Source organism: Mesorhizobium sp. M2E.F.Ca.ET.209.01.1.1, from assembly GCF_004010375.2.
Taxonomy (GTDB): domain Bacteria; phylum Pseudomonadota; class Alphaproteobacteria; order Rhizobiales; family Rhizobiaceae; genus Mesorhizobium.
In genome coordinates this window covers 1-398 of sequence record NZ_SADP02000298.1, presented here as the reverse complement: position 1 = coordinate 398, position 398 = coordinate 1, and the positions used below count along the sequence as shown (strand labels likewise).

Genomic DNA, 398 nt, shown 5'->3' with positions numbered 1-398 from the left:
TTTTCGCTGGCTGGGCGTCGATGCCGCGTTCCGCGAGCGGCGGCGGTCGAAGGCCGTGACCATCGGCCATGATGTCTGGATCGGCCACGGCGCGGTCATCTTGCCTGGCATCGCCATCGGCAATGGCGCGGTCATCGGCGCCAATGCGGTGGTGACGCGGGACGTGCCGTCCTACACGATCGTCGCAGGCGTGCCGGCGAAGCCGATCAGGCCGCGTTTTGTCCCTGAAATAGCGGCGCGCATCGAGGCTCTCGCCTGGTGGGACTGGCCGGTGGAAAAACTCGCCAGGGCGGTTCCCGACATGCAGGCGATGCCGATCGAGGCCTTCCTCGACCGCTGGGAAAACGACGCCGTTTGAGTTCCGGCAGAGAACGGCAGGGCCTGGCCGTCGCGACCGT

At 67.3% G+C, this 398-nt stretch carries 1 protein-coding gene; it reads left to right on the top strand.

From position 1 onward, the window contains the following. Positions 1 to 358 (top strand): DapH/DapD/GlmU-related protein (locus EN852_RS35740; RefSeq protein WP_281407831.1); only part of this gene is annotated, 358 nt, incomplete at its 5' end. Positions 359 to 398: the final 40 nt, after the last annotated feature.